General features: G+C 41.3%; 22 protein-coding genes and 1 tRNA gene. 21 read left to right on the forward strand and 2 right to left on the reverse strand.

What is annotated here, in order from left to right; all coding sequences use genetic code 11:
• Positions 1-26: 26 nt before the first annotated feature.
• Positions 27-1,466, reverse strand: coding sequence for a sigma-54-dependent Fis family transcriptional regulator (locus HYS07_07695; GenBank protein MBI1871058.1), 1,440 nt, complete (start codon positions 1,464-1,466; stop codon positions 27-29).
• 125 nt (positions 1,467-1,591) lie between these two features.
• On the opposite strand from HYS07_07695, the gene HYS07_07700 reads away from it, so the two are divergent.
• The 5 genes from HYS07_07700 to HYS07_07720 all read left to right on the forward strand — a co-directional run bounded on the left by HYS07_07700 (position 1,592) and on the right by HYS07_07720 (position 5,630).
• The gene (locus tag HYS07_07700; protein MBI1871059.1) at positions 1,592-2,242 is read left to right on the forward strand and encodes a phosphoribosylglycinamide formyltransferase; all 651 of its coding nucleotides are present in this window, start codon (positions 1,592-1,594) and stop codon (positions 2,240-2,242) included.
• A gap of 2 nt (positions 2,243-2,244) precedes the next feature.
• Complete coding sequence (locus HYS07_07705) at positions 2,245-2,943, forward strand: hypothetical protein (protein ID MBI1871060.1); 699 nt, start codon at positions 2,245-2,247, stop codon at positions 2,941-2,943.
• A 39-nt stretch (positions 2,944-2,982) separates the two neighbouring features.
• The gene (locus HYS07_07710; GenBank protein MBI1871061.1) at positions 2,983-3,864 is read left to right on the forward strand and encodes an ATP phosphoribosyltransferase; all 882 of its coding nucleotides are present in this window, start codon (positions 2,983-2,985) and stop codon (positions 3,862-3,864) included.
• 425 nt (positions 3,865-4,289) lie between these two features.
• Positions 4,290-5,171, forward strand: coding sequence for a 4-(cytidine 5'-diphospho)-2-C-methyl-D-erythritol kinase (locus HYS07_07715; GenBank protein MBI1871062.1), 882 nt, complete (start codon positions 4,290-4,292; stop codon positions 5,169-5,171).
• A gap of 54 nt (positions 5,172-5,225) precedes the next feature.
• Positions 5,226-5,630 carry a septation protein SpoVG family protein gene (locus HYS07_07720; GenBank protein ID MBI1871063.1) on the forward strand — a complete coding sequence of 135 codons (405 nt, stop codon included), beginning with the start codon at positions 5,226-5,228 and terminating at the stop codon, positions 5,628-5,630.
• A 75-nt stretch (positions 5,631-5,705) separates the two neighbouring features.
• Here HYS07_07720 and HYS07_07725 read toward each other — a convergent pair.
• A tRNA-Gln gene (locus tag HYS07_07725) sits at positions 5,706-5,779 on the reverse strand.
• A gap of 201 nt (positions 5,780-5,980) precedes the next feature.
• On the opposite strand from HYS07_07725, the gene HYS07_07730 reads away from it, so the two are divergent.
• The 16 genes from HYS07_07730 to lpxI all read left to right on the forward strand — a co-directional run bounded on the left by HYS07_07730 (position 5,981) and on the right by lpxI (position 20,606).
• Positions 5,981-7,249 (forward strand): NTP transferase domain-containing protein, encoded by a 1,269-nt coding sequence (locus HYS07_07730; GenBank protein MBI1871064.1) that lies wholly within the window; start codon positions 5,981-5,983, stop codon positions 7,247-7,249.
• Between the two features lie 108 nt (positions 7,250-7,357).
• Positions 7,358-8,296 (forward strand): ribose-phosphate pyrophosphokinase, encoded by a 939-nt coding sequence (locus tag HYS07_07735; GenBank protein MBI1871065.1) that lies wholly within the window; start codon positions 7,358-7,360, stop codon positions 8,294-8,296.
• 99 nt (positions 8,297-8,395) lie between these two features.
• Positions 8,396-9,124: a 50S ribosomal protein L25 gene (locus HYS07_07740; protein ID MBI1871066.1), complete on the forward strand. Its 729-nt coding sequence runs from the start codon at positions 8,396-8,398 to the stop codon at positions 9,122-9,124.
• Positions 9,121-9,708 (forward strand): aminoacyl-tRNA hydrolase, encoded by a 588-nt coding sequence (locus HYS07_07745; protein ID MBI1871067.1) that lies wholly within the window; start codon positions 9,121-9,123, stop codon positions 9,706-9,708. The genes HYS07_07740 and HYS07_07745 overlap by 4 nt, the downstream gene beginning before the upstream one ends.
• A 91-nt stretch (positions 9,709-9,799) precedes the next feature.
• Positions 9,800-10,081: a 30S ribosomal protein S6 gene (rpsF, locus tag HYS07_07750; GenBank protein ID MBI1871068.1), complete on the forward strand. Its 282-nt coding sequence runs from the start codon at positions 9,800-9,802 to the stop codon at positions 10,079-10,081.
• Between the two features lie 187 nt (positions 10,082-10,268).
• On the forward strand, positions 10,269-10,703 hold the full coding sequence (gene ssb, locus HYS07_07755) for a single-stranded DNA-binding protein (protein ID MBI1871069.1): 435 nt from the start codon (positions 10,269-10,271) through the stop codon (positions 10,701-10,703).
• Positions 10,704-10,925: 222 nt separating this feature from the next.
• Positions 10,926-11,207 (forward strand): 30S ribosomal protein S18, encoded by a 282-nt coding sequence (locus HYS07_07760; GenBank protein ID MBI1871070.1) that lies wholly within the window; start codon positions 10,926-10,928, stop codon positions 11,205-11,207.
• A gap of 83 nt (positions 11,208-11,290) precedes the next feature.
• Entirely contained in the window at positions 11,291-11,734 is a 444-nt protein-coding gene (locus HYS07_07765; protein ID MBI1871071.1) for a 50S ribosomal protein L9, read from the forward strand.
• Positions 11,735-11,926: 192 nt separating this feature from the next.
• Positions 11,927-13,285: a replicative DNA helicase gene (gene dnaB / locus HYS07_07770; protein ID MBI1871072.1), complete on the forward strand. Its 1,359-nt coding sequence runs from the start codon at positions 11,927-11,929 to the stop codon at positions 13,283-13,285.
• Between the two features lie 2 nt (positions 13,286-13,287).
• Positions 13,288-15,567 carry an outer membrane protein assembly factor BamA gene (gene bamA / locus HYS07_07775; GenBank protein MBI1871073.1) on the forward strand — a complete coding sequence of 760 codons (2,280 nt, stop codon included), beginning with the start codon at positions 13,288-13,290 and terminating at the stop codon, positions 15,565-15,567.
• A 29-nt stretch (positions 15,568-15,596) separates the two neighbouring features.
• Positions 15,597-16,160: an OmpH family outer membrane protein gene (locus HYS07_07780; protein ID MBI1871074.1), complete on the forward strand. Its 564-nt coding sequence runs from the start codon at positions 15,597-15,599 to the stop codon at positions 16,158-16,160.
• Between the two features lie 298 nt (positions 16,161-16,458).
• Positions 16,459-17,487: a UDP-3-O-(3-hydroxymyristoyl)glucosamine N-acyltransferase gene (lpxD, locus tag HYS07_07785; GenBank protein MBI1871075.1), complete on the forward strand. Its 1,029-nt coding sequence runs from the start codon at positions 16,459-16,461 to the stop codon at positions 17,485-17,487.
• Between the two features lie 4 nt (positions 17,488-17,491).
• On the forward strand, positions 17,492-18,361 hold the full coding sequence (lpxC, locus tag HYS07_07790) for a UDP-3-O-[3-hydroxymyristoyl] N-acetylglucosamine deacetylase (GenBank protein ID MBI1871076.1): 870 nt from the start codon (positions 17,492-17,494) through the stop codon (positions 18,359-18,361).
• 42 nt (positions 18,362-18,403) lie between these two features.
• Positions 18,404-18,868: a 3-hydroxyacyl-ACP dehydratase FabZ gene (gene fabZ, locus HYS07_07795; protein MBI1871077.1), complete on the forward strand. Its 465-nt coding sequence runs from the start codon at positions 18,404-18,406 to the stop codon at positions 18,866-18,868.
• Positions 18,869-18,871: 3 nt separating this feature from the next.
• Positions 18,872-19,642 carry an acyl-ACP--UDP-N-acetylglucosamine O-acyltransferase gene (lpxA, locus tag HYS07_07800; protein ID MBI1871078.1) on the forward strand — a complete coding sequence of 257 codons (771 nt, stop codon included), beginning with the start codon at positions 18,872-18,874 and terminating at the stop codon, positions 19,640-19,642.
• A gap of 136 nt (positions 19,643-19,778) precedes the next feature.
• The gene (lpxI, locus tag HYS07_07805) at positions 19,779-20,606 is read left to right on the forward strand and encodes a UDP-2,3-diacylglucosamine diphosphatase LpxI (protein ID MBI1871079.1); all 828 of its coding nucleotides are present in this window, start codon (positions 19,779-19,781) and stop codon (positions 20,604-20,606) included.
• Positions 20,607-20,646 lie beyond the last annotated feature (40 nt).

The following is a 20,646-nucleotide window of genomic DNA, read 5'->3' on the forward strand; positions in this document are numbered from 1 at the left end:
TTCAGTGACCGATGACCGGTGACCCTTTAAGGTTTTTCATCGACTACAATTTCTTTGATGATTTTATAAGCTTCAATTTTTTTACGTAAAGTAGATCGGTTCATGCCTAGTATCTGTGCTGCCTTGAGTTGATTTCCCTGGGTCTGTTTCAATGCCAGTTTAATGAGTTCTTTTTCGATATGATGCATGATTTCGCCTTGTTCACCACGGGCTTGAACTTCCAAAATGATGTCTAAAATAGATTGGGCGATGGCTTGAAGATTCCCTTTCGTAACGGATCCTTTAGAGGAAATGGAAGAGGGCTCTGTCATTTGAATATCTTCTAAAAGGATGAGATTTCCCTTGGTTGTAATAACGGCTCGCTTCAGCGTATTTTCAAGTTCTCGAATGTTCCCAGGCCAAGGATAATGGATGAGGGCCTTGAGTGCGGCGGTATGAATTCCTTGAACTTCTTTATTAAATTCTAGTGAAAATCGTTTTAGAAAATATTGGCAGAGTTCTGAAACATCATCTTTTTTTTCTCTTAACGGGGGAAGCCAGATGGTAATCGTATTGAGCCGATAAAAAAGATCCTCACGAAATTCATTTTTTTGAATAGCCTCCTCTAAATTTTTATTGGTAGCAGCGATCACTCTTACATTCACTCGAATGGTGGCGATTCCTCCCACTCTTTGAAATTCCTTTTCCTGAAGAACGCGAAGGAATTTGGCCTGAGTCGATGGGGCAAGATCTCCGATTTCATCCAGGAAAATAGTTCCCTCGTCACATTGCTCGAATTTTCCAATTCTTTGAGCAGAGGCCCCCGTAAAGGCTCCTTTTTCATGGCCAAAGAGCTCGCTTTCTAACAAGGCTTCTGGAATGGCCGCACAGTTAATCGGTAAAAAGGGCTTCTCTTTTCTTCCACTATGGTGATAAATAGCTCGGGCGACAAGCTCTTTTCCGGTTCCACTTTCTCCTCGGATCAGAACCGAGACATCTTTAGGAGCAATTTGCCCAATCATTTTATAAACTTCTTGCATTTTTTTTGAAGATCCCACAATCAAATCTTGTTCGAGATTGACAGTTCGTCCAGATTCAAAAATGACTTTTTGATGCATGGAGACTCTGGCATGAATGGCTTTTTGAATGAGATCTTTGAGTTCAGCAGGTTCAAAGGGTTTTAGGATATAATCAAAGGCGCCCCGCTTCATTGCTTCGATAGCGGTTTGAGTGGTTCCAAAGGCTGTCATTAAAATAACAGGAAGTTTTTCATCTGCCTTTTTTAGCTCACGCAAGGTTTCAAGTCCGGAAGTCGTGCCCATTCGAATGTCCATTAGAACGGTGTCGGGTAAGCTCGCGAGAGTCATCTCCAATGCCTCTTTCCCTGAAGAGGCGCAAAAGGTCTTATAACCTTCCTCAGAAAGCATTCTCGAAACCGAATAGCGAATCGATTCATCATCATCGACAATCAATATTTTGAAAGACATTATTGCTCCTTAGACCACAGACCACGGACCACAGACCATTGTACGGACTGTCGACCGTCGACCGTGGTCTCGCGTCTATCTTCTTGACTTCCGAGTATGTTTCCTCTTAAATTCTTACAGGTTTTATAGGGAAAACAAGTGGAAAACAAGAAAAAACGGATTTTCATTTGAAGATTGGCATTTTAGGTTCAGGGAGAGGAACGAATTTCGAAGCGATTGCAGACGCTATTGACAGGGGTGTCCTTAAGGCTGAAATGGTCGTTGTGATTTCAGATGTTGAAAATGCCTTGATTCTTGAAAAGGCAAAACAAAAAGGGATTCCTCATTTTTATATTCCTCCTGGAAAATATCAAACACGATTAGATCCTCAGGCAGAAAAAAAATATGTAACGTGTTTAAAAGAGCATGGGGTTACATGGGTGGTGCTTGCTGGATTTATGAGAGTTTTGAAAGAGATTTTTTTTGAAAATTATTCAGGGAAGATTTTAAATATTCATCCTTCTCTTTTACCTTCTTTCAGGGGATTAAAAGCCTGGTCTCAGGCCTTAGACTATGGAGTCAAAATCACAGGTTGTACGGTTCATGCAGTCGATGGAGGAGTAGACACCGGGCCGATTATTCTTCAGGAAGCGGTTCGGGTGGAAGATTCGGACAATTCAGAAACCTTGCACGCTCGGATTCAAGAGCTTGAGCATCGACTCTACCCTCAAGCACTTCAATTGATTGCTGAAGGTAAGGTTGAATTTAGGGGAAGGCGAGTCGTGATGAAGAGATGAACATGAATATCGAGCTTACACATGAAGAACTCAAAGGCCTGCGTGTTCAGGTTTTAAAAGTTCATGATCTTTTACAAGATCAATATGGAAAACAAGAAAGAGAGGGAAAGAAAAATCCCTTGGATGAATTGATCCTGACCATTCTTTCTCAGAATACAAGTCGGGCTCATGCCCAGGAATCCTTTGATAAGTTATGGAAAAAGTATAAAGGATGGGAGGCCTTAATGAACGCCCCTTCTTTAGAAATTTCTAAAACCATTCAAAATGGGGGCCTACATCATACCAAGGCCATCCGAATGAGACGGATTTTAAAAAGAATTTATAAGGATCGCGGCGATCTTTCTTTAGATTTTTTAAGGGAGAAAGATCAAAATGATGCGATGAAATATTTGATTTCCCTTAAAGGTCTGGGGCCCCGAACGGCAAGTCATATTCTTTTGTATTCGCTCAATCAACCCGTGATGCCTGTCGATACGCATGTGACGAGGGTATCGAAAAGATTGGGCTGGGTTTGGGATGGAGCAAATCGAGAGGTGATTCAGCAAGTGATGAATCGTGCAACTCCACGATATTTGATTTTGAGTCTCTATTCTCAACTGATGAAGCATGGACAGGTTACGTGTAAATTAAAGGCCCCGCGTTGCATGGGTTGTGTGATTCGAAACGATTGTGAATATTATAAAAATAGGGATAAGCGTTAAGGTTTAAGGGAAAAGTTCTAAAAGAGAGGATGATCTACGATGAAGTTAAAACTCGGTTTACCTAAAGGAAGTTTGCAGGAATCAACCTTTGCTATTTTTAAGAAAGCAGGATATGCCATTCGTGTCGGGGAAAGGTCTTATAAGCCTTCGGTTGATGATCCTGAAATTGAAGCCATACTCATTCGGGCTCAGGAAATGTCACGTTATGTTGAGTCAGGTGTTTTAGATTTGGGGCTGACCGGAAAGGATTGGGTTGTTGAAAATGGTTCGGATGTGCATGAAATAGCGGAATTGATTTATGCCAAACAGGGTTTGCGACCTATTCGGTGGGTCATTGCGGTCCACAATGATTCTAAATTCCAAAAAGTTGAAGATCTTGTGGATAAGAAAATTGCAACGGAGGGGGTGAATCTTACCCGAAGTTTTCTTGAAAAGCGAGGCGTGAAGGCCCATGTAGAATTTTCATGGGGGGCAACGGAAATCAAGGTTCCTGAATTGGTAGACGCGATTTGTGAAATTACAGAAACCGGCTCGAGTTTAAGGGCTAATCATTTGCGCATTATCGAAACGGTTTTAGAATCAACCACACGTGTGATTGTCAACAAAAAGGCTTGGGAAGATCCATGGAAGAGAAAGAAAATTGAAAATTTGGCGCTTCTTTTAAAAGGGGCTTTGATGGCGGAAGAAAAAGTAGGGGTTAAGATGAATGTCCCTTCGGAGAAGTTGAAAGAAATTACCTCTTTACTGCCTGCGCTTCGAGAACCTACTATTTCAGAATTGATGAAGAAACCAGGTGAAAAGAGTTGGTTTGCCATTGAAACCATTGTGGACGAAAAAATTATTCGAGAGCTTATTCCAAAGTTGAAATCTAAAGGGGCTGAAGGGATTATTGAATATCCATTGAATAAAGTGATATACTAAACGACAGTTTAAAGTTAGAAGTTGAAAGTTTAAAGTTCACCCGCCTCGCCTGCGGCGGGAGGCTGGGAAGATAAAAGAGTTTAAAAAGGAGGTTTGTGATGCCATGTGGTCGTAAGAAAAGAAAATCAAAGATGAATAAACACAAAAGAAAAAAGAGAAGTCGTCAAGATCGACATAAGAAATAATCCTTTTATCAATCCCTGTTTTAGAGTGGAATACCCTCTCTGAAACAGGGGTTTGTGTTTTCTTATAGATTCTTAAGGAGAGAAAAATCAACTATGAAAACGAGCCCATAGTCAACGATCTACAGTCCATAGAAAATAAATGATTCCTTTAAAACTGTCGACCATTGACTGTGGACTGTAGACCATTTTCATCTGCTGTAGATGAAAATTTATGATGACAAATTAAACGAGAAAATAGTTATGACTCAAAGTGTGCATGTTCGCTCACCCGCGAAGGTCAATCTTTTCTTAGAGGTGATTAGGAAAAGAGAGGATGGCTATCATGATCTCAAAACCGTTTTTCAAGAGATTGATTTATGTGATGAGATTGAGGTCAGCCTATGGGACAAAAAGGAAATTAGGATTAGCACGAATGTTTCGGATATTCCTACCGACTCGACCAATTTAGCCTATCGGGCCGCTCAGGCTTTTTTAGAGATAGTAGGGATCGACAGGGGCGTTCATATTCGAATCGATAAAAAAATTCCCGTTGCGGCTGGATTGGGTGGAGGTTCTAGTAATGCTGCGGCTACTTTAAAGGCCTTAACAAAGCTGTTTCAAACAGATTTGCCAAAAGATAAAATTTTCCAAATAGCCCGTCAATTAGGGGCTGATGTCCCTTTCTTTTTAATGGGTGGAACAGCTTTGGGAGAGGGGATTGGGGATCAATTAACACCGCTTGATATTTCTCCATCGCTTGATTTTCTCTTAGTGAATCCCAATTTTAAAGTTCCAACACCTAGGGTTTATCGGGCTTTAAAATTGGGCGAAACGAAAATAAATTTAGACATTCATCGGATGGTGGCCTCCCTTAAAAAAACAAATTTGCGGGAGTTATCATCTCTCCTTTATAATCGCTTGGAAGAGGTTGTCTTTGAATCTTTTCCTCAATTAGGAGAAATAAAGGAAGTCTTGAAACGTTTAGGGGCTGAGGGTGTCCTTTTGTCGGGAAGCGGTCCGACCCTTTTTGCATTGGTGGGTTCACCCGAAGAGGGTTTAAAAATACAAACTCAATTCCATAAAAATTTTTCTTCTAAATTTTGGACCGCTTTAACTAAAACAAACTTCACTTTTCCGTCTTAGAAGGAGTATACTGGGCGTGTGTGGCTTTCCCAAACACAAAGAAAGGTGAACCCCATGGAAATCACCAATGTCAAAGTTCATCTGAAAGAATCTCATGGGAGTAAGTTAAAAGCTTTTGTAACGATTACCTTTGATGAAATGTTCGTCGTCAGGGATTTAAAGGTGATCGAAGGTAAAAATGGCCCTTTCGTTGCTATGCCTAGCATCAAGATGAAAGAGCCCTGTGTTAAGTGTAGTCGAAAGATTCCCATCCGAAGTAAATTCTGTCCTGAGTGTGGAGCAAGGCTTCCCGAAGTATCATTCCATAATTATCATGATGAAGAGCATCGAGAAGACCACAAAGACATTGCCCACCCCATTACCGCCGAAGCCAGAGACATTATCCAAAAGAAGGTCCTCGAGGCCTATTACGCTCTAACAGACAGTTCAAACAAATACGGTTCAAAGTCTAAGGTTTAAAGTTCAAGGAAAAGACCTGAGCATGCAGAATCTTTAAACTTTGAACTTTAAACTTTAAACTTTGAACTGTATTGATGGCTGCCCGGCTAGGACTCGAACCTAGAAAAGCAGACCCAAATTCTGCTGTGTTACCATTACACCACCGGGCAGTGGGAGACAGTATAAACGAGAAAGAGAAGATAAAAAAGTAGAAAGTGATTTTTCCGATGAAGAGAATATTTTAAAATGTTATATTGTCGTCCCGTCTCGAAAGACAGTTGAAGGTTTAAAGTTCAAAGTTCAAGGATTTCGAGGTCGGTTTTTTTCTTTAAACTTTCAACCTTAAACTTTAAACAGTTTTAAGAGGAAGAATGAACTCTCAAGATTTTGTTGTTGTTGTTTTGGCCGCGGGTCGTGGAACACGGATGAAATCGTCTCTTCCAAAGGTGTTGCACCCTTTATGTGGAAAATCTTTGATTAGAAGGACCCAAGAGTTATTAAAGGGGTTCAGCTTTAAGCATCAGATTTTTGTTCTTCCCCCGGATGGGGATAAAATTCGAGAAGAACTCCCTCAAACTGTTGAGTTTGTGATTCAAGAAAAACCTTTGGGGACGGCTCATGCAGTGCTGGCTTCGAAGCCTTTTTTAAAGGATTGGAAAGGCTCTGTTTTGATTCTTTGTGCAGATGTGCCTCTTCTTTCGAGAGAGACCATAAAAAAATTTATTGAAAAACATGAAGAAGATCACTATGATGGGACGGTTTTGACGGGGAGATTGGCAAATCCTACGGGTTATGGCCGCATTGTACGAAAGGCCTCTGGAGAAGTTAAAGCTATTGTAGAAGAGCTAGAGGCAACGGTTTACGAAAAGGCTATCGAAGAGATTAATTCTGGAATTTATTGTTTCAACTGGCCTGCCTTGTCTTCTGCCCTGAATGAGATAGCGCTTCATCCAGAAAAAAATGAGCTTTATCTTACCGATGTGATTGAGATCATGACGGCTCGTCATCAATCTGTAGGCGCTTTTGAGGTCAAGGATTTTCGGGAGGTGATGGGAATTAATTCTCGTCATCAATTGGCCGAAGCTGAACGAGTTCTGAGGCGAAGAGTCTTAAATCATTGGATGGATGAGGGCGTCACCCTTCTTGATCCTGATTCCATTTTTATTGATGAGACCGTGGTAATCGGTCAGGATACCATCATTCATCCTTTTACGGTGATTGAAGGTGAAGTGGTGATTGGAAAAAATTGTGTGATTGGACCTTTTGCTCACTTAAGAGGAAAATGCCATTTAAAAGATAAGGTCGAGATTGGAAATTTTGTGGAAGTGAAGTCCTCTCAGATAAGCGGGCGTGTTAAGGCAAAGCATTTGACTTATTTGGGAGATGCTGTGATTGGTGAAGGCGTGAATGTAGGGGCAGGAACCATTACGGCTAATTATGATGGGACTCATAAGTATCCGACGCATATCGAAGAGGGCGCTTTTATTGGAAGTGGGACCATTTTAGTCGCACCCGTGCGAGTGGGAAAGAAGGCTGTAACGGGGGCGGGCTCTGTAGTCACCCGTGGCAAGGATGTTCCAGAGGGGGAGACAGTTGTTGGAGTCCCCGCAAAAGTTTTGGCGAAGAGAATTAAAAGCTGATAACGAAATTGACAATAACAATAAAGGTAAAATAAATAAATTCCTAAATTATCCATTTTCAATTGTTAATTATCAATTAAGAATTATCAATTAAGTACGATGGGAGTTGTGATGAAGGAGATGGCGGTTTTTTCAGGCACTTCGAATCCTGAATTGGCAAAAAAAATTGTCGATTATCTCAATATACCTCTTGGAGAAGTCGAGATCTCTCGATTTAGTGAGGGAGAGATTTTTGTTCGGGTGAAACAGGATGTTCGGGGACGCGATGTTTTTCTTGTTCAATCGACGTGTCCTCCGGTGAATGAAAACCTGATGGAACTTTTGATTATGATGGATGCTTTTTTGAGGGCCTCTGCGGCTCGTCTGACCGTGGTGCTTCCTTATTATGGCTATGCCCGTCAGGACCGTAAGGATCAGCCCCGTGTTCCGATTTCTGCGAAGCTTGTGGCCAATCTTATTACTGCCGCGGGGGCAGATCGAGTGCTGACCATGGATCTTCATGCGGACCAGATTCAAGGTTTCTTTGATATTCCTCTCGATCATTTATTTTCGGCGCCTGTTTTCATTCGTTATCTCAAAAGTTTAAAATTGGACAATATGGTCATTGTCACTCCGGATGTAGGAGGAATTAAACGGGCCAGGGCCTTTGCAACTCGTTTGGGAGCCGATTTGGCGATTGTCGATAAAAGACGGGTCAATTCAGTTGATGCAGAAGTTCTTCATCTGATTGGAGATGTCCGAGGGAAAACAGCGATCATTGTGGACGATATGATTGCAACGGCTGGCTCTCTGGCGGAGGCAGCAAAAATTGTGGATGAAAATGGAGCAAGCCAGATTTATGCGACCGGGGCTCATGCGATTTTGTCGGGTCCAGCCACTGAGAGAATTCAGAAAACCCGTTTAAGAGAGTTGGTCGTGACAGACAGCGTTCCTTTAGGGGGAAAGGCCCTCGATCATAAAATCAGGGTTCTCACCGTTGCAGAGCTCTTGGGAGAAGCGATTCGAAGAATACATGAGAATGAATCCGTCAGCTCACTTTTCATATAAGTTTAAACTGTTTTTGATTTTGTTTTTTCTTTGAACTTTAAACTCTTGCCCCGTTGAATAACGGGGTTAAACTTTTAACTGTTTTTGAAGGAGGAATTTATGTCAGAAATGTTAGCGTTGGGAGTTGAGGAACGTGTAGAAAAAGGTAAGTCCGTTAAAAGACTTAGAAAGAGCGGGTTGATCCCTGCCGTGATTTATGGAGAAGGAAAGCCAGGGATTTCTGTTAAAGTCGAAGCGAGGGAATTCACGCGTGCGATTAAAGGTCATTCGATTGAAAATTTAATTTTCAGTTTGAATTTATCTAATGAAAAAAATAAAAAAGGAACCACCGCCTTGGTTCGCGATGTTCAGATCGATCCTTTGAAAGATTGTGTTCTTCACGTGGATTTTCTGCAAGTTTCGATGAAGAAAAAGTTAAGGACGAGGGTCAGAATTGAATCGAAGGGAGAACCCATGGGTGTTTCTCAGCAGGGAGGAATTTTGGAATGTACCTTGCGTGAAATTGAAATTGAGTGTTTTCCTCTCAATATTCCAGAAGCCCTGGTGGTCGATGTCTCTCAAGTAGGATTAGGTCAATCTTTCTTTGTTCGTGATATCGAGCCCCCAGAGGGAGTCACGATTTTAACGGCTCCAGACATCAGCGTTTTCTCAGTGGCTATACCTAAGGTTGAAGAAGAAGTTCCCAAAGAGGGAGAGAAGACTGAACCTGAAGTGATTGCGAAGGGTAAAGAGCCTGCTCCCGGAGAAGCGGCTGAAGGAGCCCAGGTAGCAGCCCAAAAGAAAGAGGCTCCCGCACAGAAAGAAGCTGAGAAAAAGAAGGAGAAATGAAACTTATTATAGGGTTAGGGAACCCGGGGGAGAAGTATCAGTATACCCGTCATAATATTGGTTTTTGGTTGTTAGAAGAATTGGCAAAGGATTGGAAAATTCACTTTCATCGAAAAATGGATTGTGAATCTTTGTTAGCCGAAGGAAAGATTGGAGAAAAATCTTTTATTTTAGCAAAGCCGCTCACGTATATGAATAACAGCGGTCGGGCGGCTGAAAAGCTCCTTCAATCTTTTGGATTGTCTCATCAAGATACTTTGGTTATACTGGACGATGTTTTTTTGAAATTGGGCATGCTTCGATTTCGGTTGCAAGGAAGCTCAGGGGGACATAAGGGATTGGCATCTATTTTGAGTATGTGTCAATCAAATGAATTTCCCAGACTTCGCTTGGGTGTTGGACTTCCTCAAGAAGAGGGAAAAGATTATGCAGATTATGTTTTGAGCCCCTTTGAGTTGGAGGAGTTGGAAGAGACGAGGAGAATGATTGAGACCGCACAGACTTGCGTCTCAATTTTTATTTCGCAGGGATCTATGGCTCTTCAAAAGTGGTTAAGCGATTATCAGTCAAGAAAGCAGATATAAGCTGTAGGTTGTAAGCGATAAGTTTTAAAGGAATTTTTTTTCTACTTACTACTTACTATTTACTACTTACTATTCTAAACGGAGGTATTCAGTGAAGCATTATGAAGCAATGGTCATTTTAGATCCAACGGTTGTAGACGCGGAAGCGGAAAAACTTGTCAAAGGGTTTGAAAGTGAATTGGTAGGCTCTGGGGGTTCCATTGTGTCTCGTGACCTTCAAGGGAAGCGTGCTCTTGCCTATAAGGTTAAAGGTTTTCGGGAGGGGATTTATGCTCTTTTACTTTTTCAAGCTCCTTCTGATGGAATATTAAAGATCGAAAAGAAATTTAAAATAACTCCTCAGGTTTTAAGATATCTTTTGATAAAGAATTGACATTTTGATGAAAAAGCCCAATCTGCTTCGTTGCATGCGGCGCTCCTTTGTGCGGCGTACGAAAAAATGTACGCCTCCGCAGTCGCTTGCATGCGCCTCGCATCTTGGGACTTTTTGATCAAAATGTTCGTGTAGAGTATGTAAGGATTAAGTATGACAGGCGACTGTAGTCCAAGGGGAGGGTACAATGGCAGATCTTAATAAAGTTTTTTTGGTGGGTCGATTAACGCGGGATCCTGAAGTAAGATATACCTCAGGAGGTCAGGCAGTAGCAGATCTTGGGCTTGCGACTGGGAGAACTTATTTATCAAAAACAGGGGAAAAGAAGGAAGAGGTTTGTTTTGTTGATGTTGTGGTTTGGGGACGTCAGGCAGAAACATCAGGTCAATATCTGACAAAGGGTTCTCCCATTTTGGTTGAAGGAAGATTGCAGTTGGATAGTTGGGAGACCAAAGAAGGTGAAAAGAGAAATCGTTTAAAGGTTGTTGCCTTGAGGGTTCAATTTCTAGGCCGTCCGCCTTCAAAAGGGACTTCTCCTGTCTCAGAGGAAGTAGGGGTCTCCTCTAAATCTGAAGAAGGGGTAGAGAGTTCCGACGAAGCAGAGGATGATATCCCGTTCTAAGTCGATGTTGTCATCACTGAAAAGTAAATTTTGATATAAATTCAAAGTAAGTGTTCAACGTTTCTTTACTTAAGTCGAAAATCAAAAATTAAATATCAAAATGACAAATTAAAAATCAAAAATTAAATTGTTTCAGAAGTTTTTCATAAATCTCTACCACAATTTTGATATTTGATGTTTGATTTTTGCTATTTTAAAAAGAGGGAGTTTGTTATGCCGTATATGGAAGAACGTCGTGAGCGAAGAGATGATCGGGATCGGCGCAGTGAGAAAACAGAACGCGAAGAGAAGGTTATTCGGAAGAAAAAGTGTAGATTCTGTATCGATCAAGTTGAAGGGATTGATTATAAGGATACCTTAAAACTTCGAAAGAATTTGACAGAGCGCGGGAAAATTATTCCTCGTAGAATTACAGGTAATTGTTCTTTTCACCAAAGACAGATTGCAAGTGCGGTGAAGCGAGCAAGATTTATTGCACTGATTCCGCCGATCATTGATCAATAAGTTGGTTTTTTTATTTATCGGAAAATTTATAATGGCCGCGACTGGTGACAGGCGACCGGTGACCATTTTTAGAGGAAAATCCTATGGAAATATTACTGTTACAGACAATCGAGAAATTAGGTGAAGCAGGAACGGTTCGAAAAGTTTCGGATGGTTATGCAAGAAATTACCTTATTCCAAGACATTTTGCGATTCCCGCCGTAGAAGGTGTTGTTGCTATGGCTAAAACTTTGGCAGAAAATCGGCAGGCCGAGGAACATGAAATTTTGGAAGAAGCAAAGGCTTTGAAAGAACGCTTGGAATCAATGACATGTAGTATTTCAGTTAAAGTGGGTCGCAATGATCAATTGTTTGGGTCAGTCACCCATCAGGATATTGCAAAGGTTTTAGAAGAGGCTGGAGTAACGATTGACCGAAGAAGAATTCTGTTGGATGGACCCATCAAGCATCTTGGAGATTTTTCCGCTGTGGTGAAGTTGCATCCCCAGGTCGAAGCTTCTTTGAAGGTTTCTGTTGTTCGTAAGTAACGATGAAAAACGAGTCCACGGTCAACGGTCAACAGTCTACAGAAAATAAATAATTCTTTTAAACTGTCGACCATTGACTGTCGACTGTAGACCCATTTTCATCCACTTGGGTGGACAACACGTTTATGGCTACAGCTATGAAAATGAGAGCTTACAACTCGCCGCTGTTTTTAGCATGGGAAGCTTTTTTTGATGAAATCAGTTTCAGGTGTTTCGATTGAAAAGTTACCTCCTCAGAATATTGAGGCCGAAATCGGGGTCTTGGGTTCTATTCTGATTGACCGTGAAGTCGTTCCAACCGTGCTTGCCCAGTTAAGGTCGGAGAGCTTTTATCTAGATACCCATCAAAAAATTTTTAATGCATTGATCACGCTTTATGATCATAATCGCCCCTTGGACCTGATTACCTTGACGGAGGCGATTGAAAAGGCAGATGGGCTCGATGCGGTGGGAGGGGCCAGTACCTTGGTCGCTCTTCCCCAGGCGGTTCCGACCTCTGCACACGTGGAGGAATATGTTCGAATTGTTCATGAGAAAGCTGTTTTAAGAAACCTCATTCACACGTGTACAGAAATCATCACTCATAGTTACAGTACCGAAGAGGAAGTCGATCAGCTTTTAGATATGGCTGAACAGCGTATTTTCGATCTGGTTCAGAATCGGGCGAAAATTGATCAAAATGCGTCTTTCAAAGATTTGGTTCGTCAAACGATGGAATCGATTGATCGGGCCTATCAAAAGAAGGGAGCCCTTTTAGGGATCTCTTCTGGATTTAAAGATTTTGACGAGATAATGTCGGGCCTTCAGCGTTCAGATATGATTGTGGTGGCAGCCCGTCCTTCCATGGGGAAAACGGCTTTTGCACTGAATATTGCAGAGCATGTGGTGGTGAATGAAAAATTACCCGTGGGCATTTTTAGTTTAGAAATGTCGAGGGAGCAGCTGGTTCAAAGAATGTTGTGTGCTCATGCCAAGGTTAATCTTCAGCACGTTCGGCGGGGTTTTATATCACACGAAAATTGGCGTCAACTGGTTCATTCGGCGAACGCTCTTTCAGAAGCTCCGCTTTATATTGATGATACACCGGGATTGTCAGCCACAGAGCTTAGGGCCAAGGCAAGGCGTTTTAAGTCTGCTTATAACATTGAACTTTTGATTGTAGATTATCTTCAACTCATGCAGAGTTTTCAAAGTAACAGGTCAGAGAATCGGCAGCAGGAAATTTCTGAAATTAGCCGTTCATTAAAAAGTTTGGCTCGGGAACTAAATATCCCGATCATTGTTCTTTCTCAGCTCAATCGTGCGGCTGAGAATCGTCCTGAAAATAAACCGAGGCTATCCGATCTGAGGGAATCAGGTGCGATTGAGCAGGATGCCGATGCTGTGATTCTCTTGCTTCGACGCGAATATTATAATCCGGAGGATTCTCCAGGAGAGGCCGATATTATTATTGCTAAACAAAGAAATGGTCCGACAGGGGATATGAAATTGACCTTTGTCAGTGAGTTTACTCGTTTTGAGAACCATAGTCCAAGAGAGGAAGGGGAATAATCATGAAGAGATTAGTTTATATCGTATTGGCTGTGTTTGGAATTTTATCGCTGGGGTTCTCCTTTGCTCAAGAAAAGGAGAAGGTTGTAAAAAAAGTAGAGGTTGCAGGAAATCTTTCAGTCAATAAAGACCTTATTCTATCTCGTGTAAAGACGCATTCAGGAAGTGCTCTTCTCCAGTCGGACTTGGACGATGATTTAAAACGCCTTTATTCCATGGGCCATTTTTCGGATGTCGAAGTGGATGTCAAAGATGAATTCGATGGTTTTATCGTGACCTTTGTGGTTGTTGAAAAAGCGATTGTGAAGGAAATTGTTTTTGAGGGGAATAAGGCCTTTAATGAGAAAAAGCTAAAGAAACAGATGAAATTAAATATGGGGGATCGCATCAATGAAACTCAGCTTAAAGAAGATGTTCAGGCCATTAAAGACTTTTATAAAGATAAGGGTTATCCGAATACCAAGGTCGACTATTCTTTAAGTGTGGATAAGGAAATTGGCCATGCAGCGATTGTGATTCATGTTCAAGAAGGGGTTCGAGTCAAAGTCGATCGAGTCGCGTTTGTTGGGAATAAGGCCTTTCGTGAAAAGCGCTTGAGAAAAGTGTTGAAGACCCGTCGTCCGATTCTTTTCTTTGGAGGAAATTTCAAAGAAGATGTGTTTGAAGAGGATAAAGACCGATTGCTTGATTTCTATCGCTCTGAAGGATATATCGATGCCAAGATTGATGATGTTAAGACAAGTTATGATGCCTCTGGGAAAAAAATGACTTTAACGATTTATGTGACAGAGGGAAAACAGTATCAGGTAGGAGAAGTGGTTTTAGAAGGAAATACGACCTTTCCCTCTGCGGATATTGCAAAACTTTTTAAGATGACCTCAGGAATTATTTTTACTCCAGATAGGCTCAAAACGGATGTGAATCAAATTCGAGATTATTATTTGTCGAAAGGTTATGTGGATGCAACGGTTCGGCCTCAAACGGTCTTAAATGAAAAAACTCAAAGGATCGATGTTCTTTATTCCATTGAAGAATTGGGTATTTCTTATTTGGATCAGATTAAGATTCGAGGCAACACTAAAACGAAAGACATTGTGATTCGTCGTGAATTGGCTGTCAAGCCGGGCGAGGTTTTTAATGGCGTCAAAGTCCGTCGCAGTCAGGAACGGTTGATGAATTTGGGATATTTTAAGACGGTTTTAATGGATATTGAGCCGACGGACCGTCCTGAAAAGAAAAATCTTTTGGTGGATGTTGAGGAAACAAAGACAGGAGAAATTGGATTTGGCGTTGGATTTAGCTCAATTGATAATCTGATTGGATTTGTAGAAATGACTCAGAAAAATTTTGACTGGAAAAATTTTCCAACTTTTACCGGTGACGGTCAAAAATTGAGAATACGGGCTCAGGTTGGAACTAAGAGACAGGATTACACCTTGAGTTGGACAGAGCCATGGCTTTTTGATCGGCCTATTTCTTTTGGAATGGATCTTTATCGAAGGGACAGCCGTTTTTTGAGTGACGTCTACGACGAAAGAAGGACCGGAGGAGATCTTCGATTAGGGAAAAAGATTGTGGAGTTTGTAAGGGCAGATTTGACGTATAAATTAGAGGAAGATGAAATTCGACATGTCTCGGACAGTGCTTCAGATGCGATTAAACAGGAGGCAGGGACTTTTGATGTCAGCAGTATGGAATTTTCACTGACCCGGGATACACGCAATAGTCCTCTTTCAGCCACTCAAGGAATGCGTAATTCGATTAGTTTAGAGGTGGCCGGAGGTCCTTTTGGTTTTGATCGTGATTTTACAAAATATACGACCCGTAACAGTCTATATATTCCTCTTCCACTGGATTTAGTGTTGCGTTTGAGTGGTCAGGCGGGCCTCGTGGATAACTTTGGGGATTCAGATCGAGTCCCACTTTTTGAGCGTTTCTTTTTGGGAGGGGCAAACACCATTCGAGGTTTCAAATTTAGGGATGTGGGGCCTAAGGATGAAGAAGGAGAGCCCATTGGAGGTAAGTCGATGATTACGGGAAGTGCAGAGTTGACTTATCCTATTTTTGAAAAATTGAGAGGGGCCGTATTTTATGATACGGGAAATGTATACGAAGATTATGCCGATTTTGATCTGGGTGATTTAAGAACCGGTGTAGGTGTAGGATTAAGGTTAGACCTTCCTATTGGACCGATTCGGTTGGACTATGGATGGCCGATTGATCGGGATGAATTTCAGGATAGCGATGGTCGATTTGATTTTAACATTGGATATTCATTTTAAACTAACGATGATAAAGGAGAGAAAATCGGATGAAAAAAATGGCAATGTGGGCCGCGGTGTTGTTACTAGGATGTGCTGGGGTTTCTCAAGGGGAACTTAAGATTGCTTATGTGGATGTAGAGAAGGTTTTTAATGAATATGATGTCACTAAACAAAATGATGCAAAGTTGAAAGAAGAAGGAAAAGGTAAGACCCAAGAAAGAACAGGCATGGTTGATGAGATTAAGAAGTTGAAAGATGAGGCAGAACTTTTAAGCGAAGGAGCTCGTAAAGAAAAAGAGGCCGCCATTGAAGAAAAATTGAAAACCCTTCGTGAATTTGATGAGAAAACGAAAGGGGAATTAAAAAATAAAAGAGATTATCTTCTAAAGAAAATTTTTGACGATATTCGAGTGACCATTGAAGAAATTGGGAAAAGTGAAAAATACGATCTTATTTTTAATGATCGGGCTTTGCTTTATAAAACCGCTTCTTTCGACATTACGGATAAAGTGACTCAAGCCATGAATGAAAAGGCAAAGAAAGAACCTGCTTCATCTGAGAAATCTTCTGAAGAAAAAGCAAAGGTGGAAGCAAAGGAAAAGAAGAAATAACTTTAAAAATCCAAAAATCAAATATCAAAAATCAAAATGACAATCTAAAACTTAAAATGTTTCCCTTGCAATGGCACTGGAGATTTTGGATTTTGATATGTCATTTTGCATTTTGATTTTTGTCATCATGAACTTTCAGTCCACCCAAGTGGATGAAAATAAAGAACATTATTGTACATTTTTTCTATTTTCATGACTGGATTTTAAATTAAAAATGAAAATAGCTATAGGTTGTAAGTTGTAAGTAAAAAATAATATGTAGGAAAATAATATGCAGGGTAGAGAAGAGAGAAATAGAATGGTTTTTACACTCAAAGAACTCACAGAACTCGTTGATGGACGTTTAATTGGAGATGGACAGATTTCCATTAAAGGAGTTAGTGGAATTAAAGAAGCTCAAGAAGGCGATATTACCTTTCTTGCAAATTTGAAATATCTTCCTTTTTTAGATGGGACACAGGCAAGTGCTGTCATCTTGGGTGAGGACATTTCTTTTAATGGGAAAAGGCCGCTCATCATTTGTAAAAATCCCTCTCTTGCCTTTTCAAAGGTTGTTGAAAAATTAAAACCATCAACGAATGGGTTTCATAAGGGAATTCATTCTACTGCTGTTATAGGAGAGCGTGTTCAGTTAGGGAAAGATGTTTCTGTGGGTCCTCATGCGGTGATTGAGGATGAGATCTCGATAGGTGATCAGACCGTTATAGGTGCAGGTTCTTTTGTGGGATATGGTTCTCATATTGGGAGGGAAACTTTGATCTATCCTCATGTGACGGTTCGTGAGGGAACTCAAATAGGTGCTCGCGTGATTATTCATAGTGGGACAGTGATTGGCAGCGATGGTTTTGGATTTGAAACAGTGAATGGGGTTCATCACAAAATTCCTCAAGTTGGAGTTGTTGTGATTGAGGATGATGTTGAAATAGGTGCAAATGTAACCGTTGACCGTGCGCGTTTTGGAAAGACGATGATTAAAAAGGGAACTAAAATTGATAATTTGGTCCAGGTGGCCCACAATGTTGAGATTGGTGAGCATTGTTTGATCGTCGCACAGGTTGGAATTTCTGGAACGACTAAGATTGGGCATCATGTGATCATTGGCGGCCAAGCAGGGCTTGTGGGACATGTTGAAGTAGGAGAGGGTTCGATTTTAGCTGCTAAAACGGGAATTTCTAAAGATGTACCCAAAGGGTCTATCATGTGGGGAAGTCCAGCCCTTCCCATTCAAGAAGAAAAGAAAAACATTGCCTATGTGCGTCGTTTAGGAAAGATGTTTGAAAAAATAAAAGAATTAGAAAAAAGAATTCAGGCTTTTGAAGGGAAATAACGTCATGTTTCAGCGGCAGAAGACGATTAAAAAGAAGGTAAGTTATTCGGGTATTGCCCTTCATACGGGCAATAAGACACGCGTTTCTTTTCTTCCGGCCCCTCATAATTATGGAATTGAGTTTGTTCGAATCGATCTTGCGAATCGTCCTGTCGTTAAAGCCAAACTTGAAAATGTAACAGGAGTAACGAGGGGAACAACGATTGAGGAAAATGGGGTGAAGGTTCATACCGTTGAACATGTCCTGGCGGCCCTCATGGGATGCGGCATTGACAATCTGATCATTGAAATGGAGGCCAATGAACCTCCGGTTGCCGATGGCAGTTCTCTGGCTTTTGTTGAAATGATTAAGGAGGCAGGGATTCAAGAACAGTCTTCTCCTAAAAAAAGTTTAAAGCTGATGAGACCGATTTATTATGAAGAAGGGGGAGCCAGTCTCGTTGCTCTTCCTTACGAAGGCTGCAGGATTTCTTTCACCCTTTCTTATAAAGATACGAGGATTAAGGATCAATATTATACCGTTGAGGTGAATGAGGAAAATTTTATTAAGGAAATTGCTCCGTGCCGCACCTTTTGTTTTTACCATGAAGTTGAGTATTTGATGAAAGAGGGATTGATCAAAGGGGGTAGCCTGGACAATGCAGTTGTGGTGGGACGAGATGCTATTTTTAGTAAAGAGAAACTTCGTTTTCCTGATGAATGTGTTCGTCATAAAATTTTAGATATCATTGGCGACCTCTATCTTTTAGGTAAACCGTTTAAGGCCCATGTCATTGCAATTAAGTCAGGGCATGCCATGAATTTTGAATTTGCAAAACGGTTGTTAGGGACTTTGACCCAAGAAGACCTGATTCACGAGTTTGTAACTTCTTAAAAAACGATAGAAACTTACTTCTAAACAAGGCGAGGTCAATTTATGGAAGTTCTTCTTGATAATGTGGCCATTCAGAACATCTTACCTCATCGTTATCCTTTCCTTTTAGTCGATCGAATTTTGGAGATGGATGATGAAACTGGAAAAGTGATTGGCCTCAAGAATGTGACCCTAAATGAGAGTTTTTTTGTCGGACATTTTCCAGGCCATCCCGTGATGCCAGGGGTCTTGATTATAGAATCCATGGCCCAAGTGGCAGGGGTTCTTTTATTGAGTAAGGCGGAGCAGAAAGGAAAACTTGCTTATTTTACAGCGATCGACAATGCGAGATTCCGAAAGGTCGTTGTTCCAGGGGATCAATTGAGAATGGAAGTTCAGTTGACGCGGTGTCGAAGCAAAACCGGGGTTGTTCAAGGAAAAGCTTTTGTAGGAGATCAACTTGCTGCTGAAGCCGATTTGATGTTTGCGTTAGTAGGGAGAACCGAAACAACAGCTGCAAAGGTTTGAATTATGCCGATTGATCCGAGGGCGGTGATTGATCCAACCGCTAAAATTGCCCCGAATGTAGAGATGGGTCCTTTTACTGTGGTGGGGCCAAATTCTGAAATTGCCTCGGGTTGTCGCATTGATTCTCATGTGGTCATTGGTCAAGATACCTTTATCGGTCCCGATGTACGCATTTACCCTTGGGCTTCTGTGGGGAGTGATTCCCAAGATAAAAAGTTTAAAGGTGAAAAAGTTTATGCCCGCATTGGTGCAAGGACGGTCATTCGTGAATTTGTAACCATTAATCGTGGGACAGGGGAGGGGACCCAGACCGTTATTGGCGAAGATTGTTTGATTATGGCTTATGCCCACGTCGCTCATAATTGTAGGGTGGGTAATCACGTGATTTTAGCAAATGTAGGAACTTTGGCAGGACATGTTGAAATTGAGGATGGGGCTGTGGTTGGTGGGCTTGTTGCGATCCATCAATTTTGTCGAATCGGAGCTCTTTCGATTATTGGAGGTTGCTCAAAAGTGGTTCAAGATGTTCCGCCCTTTTCCATGACAGATGGTCACCCTGCTATTGTGAGGACGATCAATTCAGTGGGTTTGACTCGAAAGGGAATAAGTCAGGATTTACAAAATCATATTAAAAAGGCATTTAAAATTCTTTTTCGATCAGGCTTAACCATCACCCATGCTATTAAAAAGGTTGAAGAAGAAATTCCCTCCTCCCCAGAGATTCACCATCTGATTGAGTTTATCCGAAAGGCTGAACGAGGCATTTGCCGCTGAGTGAATAAAAAGAGTCTACGGTCCACTGTCTATAGTCCATAGAAATAAACGATTTCCTTGAAACTGTCGACTGTGGACTGTGGACTGTGGACTCGTTTTCATGCGTTTCAAACTTTTTTTAAAGGATGTTTGTAATGTGAACTCTTTAGCCATCATTGCAGGAAATCGTGACTTCCCTATCCTTGTGGCTCGTCAAGCTCGAGGAGAAGGGGTTCAAACCATTTTAGGAATAGGGTTTTCTGGAATCACTTCTCCTGAATTATCTCAAGCAGTCGACAGAATGGTCTGGATGGGTCTTGGGCAGCTTGGAAAAATGAAAAAGATTTTAAAAGATGCGGGGATTCGTGAATTGGTGATGGCTGGACAAATTCCTCATCGACTGACTCTAAGGTCTTTAAAATTTGATTTAGAGGGCTTAAAATTTTTTAAAGCAATTAAAGAAAAAAATGCGCGGACTCTTCTGGGTGGGCTTGTTTTAGAATTAGAGAGGGAAGGTTTTCAATTCCTTGATTCGACTCAATTTCTGACTCAATCCCTTGTGAAAAAAGGGGTTTTGACTTCTAAAAAACCAACTCAAAATCAATATCAAGATTTGTCTTATGGGTGGAAGGTCGCAAAGGTTTTGGCCGATCTTGAGGCAGGCCAAACCGTGGTGGTGAAGTCAGGGGTTCTTATTGCCTTAGAGGGATTAGAAGGAACGGATGAGGCCATTTTAAGAGGGGGCGCTTTGGCTGGCAAGGGAACGACGGTTGTAAAAGTAGCTCGTTCTCGTCAGGATATGAGATATGATATTCCGGTTGTTGGTTTAGAAACTTTGCAGGTTCTCCAAAAAATTAAATCTGCTGTACTAGGTCTTGAAGCTGGAAAGACGCTTCTTTTGGATCAGGAAGAATTTTTTGAAAGGGCTCATAAAATGGGTTTAATTGTCGTTGGGATGGTCCCACCACCTCCGGCCGACCCTTGAGGGGCGATGGAATATGATAGCGCAATTACTTTGTTTTGTA

This window comes from Chlamydiota bacterium (genome assembly GCA_016178055.1).
In the GTDB taxonomy this organism is placed as follows: domain Bacteria; phylum Auribacterota; class JACPWU01; order JACPWU01; family JACPWU01; genus JACOUC01.